Annotated in this window: 3 protein-coding genes; 1 reads left to right on the plus strand and 2 read right to left on the minus strand. The window is 51.2% G+C overall.

Going from position 1 to position 3,437, the window contains the following annotated elements:
- A partial coding sequence (gene cysD, locus INT22_RS18905) for a sulfate adenylyltransferase subunit CysD (RefSeq protein WP_226912917.1) occupies positions 1 to 737 on the minus strand: 737 nt, incomplete at its 3' end.
- A gap of 127 nt (positions 738 to 864) precedes the next feature.
- A complete protein-coding gene (locus tag INT22_RS18910) occupies positions 865 to 1,683 on the minus strand; it encodes a helix-turn-helix domain-containing protein (protein WP_193068754.1) in 819 nt (272 codons plus the stop codon).
- 141 nt (positions 1,684 to 1,824) lie between these two features.
- Between INT22_RS18910 and INT22_RS18915 the strand changes: the two genes are divergently transcribed.
- Positions 1,825 to 3,437: SLC13 family permease (locus INT22_RS18915; protein ID WP_193068755.1), on the plus strand; the 1,613-nt coding region annotated here is incomplete at its 3' end.

Consider the following 3,437-nt stretch of genomic DNA (forward strand, 5'->3'; position numbering starts at 1 on the left):
GTGCGGAAACGAACCTTACGCATCATCGGGACTTCACCCGGCTCCAGCGGCATGCGCTCATCATCCACCATGATCAACGCACCGTCACGCTCAACCACAGGGCGCTCTGCCGAGTAGTAAAGCGGCACAATGGGAATATTCTGCAGATGGATATACTGCCAGATATCCAGCTCAGTCCAGTTAGAGATGGGGAACACGCGAATAGACTCTTTAGGGTTCTTGCGCGTGTTGTACAGCTTCCACAGCTCAGGACGCTGATTTTTCGGGTCCCAACGGTGTTGAGCAGAACGGAAAGAGAACACACGCTCTTTAGCACGAGACTTCTCTTCATCACGACGAGCACCGCCAAAGGCCGCATCGAACCCGTACTTATCAAGTGCTTGCTTCAGGCCTTCGGTTTTCATCACATCGGTATGAATCGCCGAGCCATGCGTAAACGGGTTAATGTCCTTCTCAATGCCTTCTGGGTTGATATGCACCAGAAGATCCATACCAATCTCTTCGGCCATTTTGTCGCGGAATTCATACATCGCACGGAATTTCCAGCGCGTATCCACGTGTAACAATGGAAACGGCGGCGGCCCAGGCGCAAACGCCTTACGTGCCAGGTGCAGCATGACCGCAGAGTCTTTACCTACGGAATAAAGCATTACCGGGTTTTCGGCCTCGGCGACCACTTCGCGCATAATCTGGATGCTTTCCGCTTCCAGTCGCTGTAAATGGGTGAGTGATGTCATCATCTTTCCCGACGTTGTGTTAAAAACTGTTTTCAAGTGGTCGCTCGCAGCACCGCCTTAAAAACCCTGCAAAATTAGCAGCATGTTGATGCTGAATAACGATTTACCTTGCTTACCTCAGGTGCTGTTAGGCACTAAGCGCTAAATTAGCAGGCACAGGCACTAGACAAAACGGCGTCTGCTGCGCCAACCAATCGGTAATTTCAGGGCTAGCGGTTAGCAACGCTCCCTGAAACACCAGCACCTTCACGCCATTGGCGTTCAAGGCAGCAAATACAGATAGATATGCCTGGGCGTCTGGCGGGCTTTCAAAGCAGCGCATCAGCAAACGGCCTCTCGACCCATGCAAATAAATCTGGAACAGCGACTTCGTAGGATGAGCAACATGTCGAACGCCCCCCTGCCACCGCTGGTCAGCCTCTTTCAGCTTATTGAAGCGCGGAGCTACTGCGGTTCGAAACCAGCGACCCTGTTGTGAGCGCTGCGTTGCTAAGGCACTTAGTTTCCAAGGCTCATGCTTTAGCCCCTGCGCTTCCCACCAATGTTCAATGGCCCGCTGAGAGAGCACAACACCATTCTGAATAGCCAACCACTCGGCTAATCCGGCACTGCTCCAGCCTGGCTCAATCAAATGCGGCGTCTCTTCTGCCCATTGGCTTGGAACTTGATCTGATACTTGAGCAGGTTGTTGAAAAAGCGCCTGCCACAATAACGATTGAACATCCGCACTAAGCACGTTTGCCTGACCTTTTAACCGCCCACGTGGCTTAACAGGAACAGCCGCCCACCCGCCTTCACGAAAGGCTTTCCACGCTGCCGAAACAGTAGGCGCTGACAACCCTGTTTGTTGACTGACCACCGCGACGGTGTAGCCATCTAAGCGTAGCTGAACAGCCTGCTTACGACGCGCATTCAACAATTCAGGCGATAAATGTTTAGTGCTCAATATATCTTTTAACCTTTTGATTTTTAAAAAATATTTATCATTGGAAAATACTATTTAAAGCAATTATTAGACACCATCATAAAAGCCTGCGTAAAATCCAGCAAGCACCTAGCGTATTTTTTGGTTTTATAAGGACCCACAATGACTCCCTGGGCCGTTTTATTTTCAATTACTGTTTTGCTCGTCCTACTAATCAGCGGCAAGGTTAAGCCTGCGATTGCCTTTGTTACACTTGCAGGCCTGTTTTTGCTGTTTGGGTTTGTTGATACCAGCACGTTGCTAATGCAATACACCAACCCCGCCTTGGCTACGCTACTCTTACTACTATTGGTATCACTTGCATTAGAGCGCTCGCCACTGCTGGACTGGCTTTCCCGCCACTTACTCAAAGGCCACCCCCGCTTAGCCACGGCTCGGCTAATGGGCAGCACCGCGGTGCTTTCTGCATTTTTGAACAACACCGCAGTCGTTGCGGCATTTTTAGGGGCTATTTCCCGCCAACAGCGCATTGCACCATCACGGCTATTAATTCCGCTTTCCTACGCCTCGGTTTTAGGAGGGATCACTACGCTGGTAGGCACATCCACTAACTTGGTGGTGAACTCATTTAATCTTAGCGCCAGCGGTAGTGAGCTAGGCATGTTTCAATTCAGTTTAGTGGGCGTGCCTGTCGCATTAATTACGCTATGTATACTGCTATTGCGGGCGAATGCCCTACCTCACCATCGCTTGGAAGACACCGACGAAAAGCTCTCCTACTTTCTTGCTGCCGATGTAGAAGCTGACTCACCGATGATTGGCAAAAGTATTGAAGAGAACGGATTAAGAAGCCTAAATGGGCTTTATCTATTAGAAATTGAACGTCAAGGCCGCCTAATCAGCCCGGTTGCGCCAGAAGAACGCCTTCAAGCGGCCGATACGCTCGTGTTTACTGGAGAAGTGAGCAAAGTTCAGGCACTACAACGCTTTCCTGGGCTCAATCTATTTGGCCATCAAGCCGATAACCTACTCGCCACCAATTTGGTAGAAGTGGTTATTTCCCACGAATCAGAACTTTCCAGCAAAACCCTACAGGACGTCGATTTCCGCAGTATGTTTAGTGCAGGGGTTGTCGGCATACGCCGTGGCGGTAAACGCCTGGAGGGTCAGCTTGGCAAAATCCCCCTGCGGGTGGGCGATTGCCTGCTCCTGGCTGTGAGTGCCGACTTTCGTCAACACCGCAATATAGACCGTAACTTCCATCTGCTCAGTGGCAGTTTCACACGCCCGCAGCTCACGCGAAAAGAGAGCGCTATTACCCTGGGCGGGTTTGCAACGGTTATCGCACTGGCGACGGCCAACTTGCTACCGCTGTTTCATGGCTTGCTACTGTTGCTGGGCGGCCTATTGCTATTAAAAGTGATTAGCTTGGCAGAGTTGCGCCGCCGCTTTCCGTTTGAGCTTTGGCTGATTATTGGTTCTGCATTGGGGATAGCGCAAGCGTTAGAAAATTCAGGGGCCGCCGCTGTTCTGGCAGGTGGGATGCAGTGGATGTTTAGCGGTTACGGCGTTTACGCTGCCTTTATTGGTTGCTACCTACTAACCCTATTGCTAACCGAAACAGTTACCAATAACGCCGCTGCCGCCCTGGCTTTCCCTATTGCCTGGAGCACCGCCCAAGCCTTTGGTGTCGACCCCTTGCCATTTGTGATGGCAGTTGCCTACGGTGCCAGCGCCTGCTTTTTAATTCCCTTTGGCTATCAGACCCACCTGAT

It is taken from the genome of Halomonas sp. 3D7M, from assembly GCF_014897885.1.
Classification (GTDB): domain Bacteria; phylum Pseudomonadota; class Gammaproteobacteria; order Pseudomonadales; family Halomonadaceae; genus Vreelandella.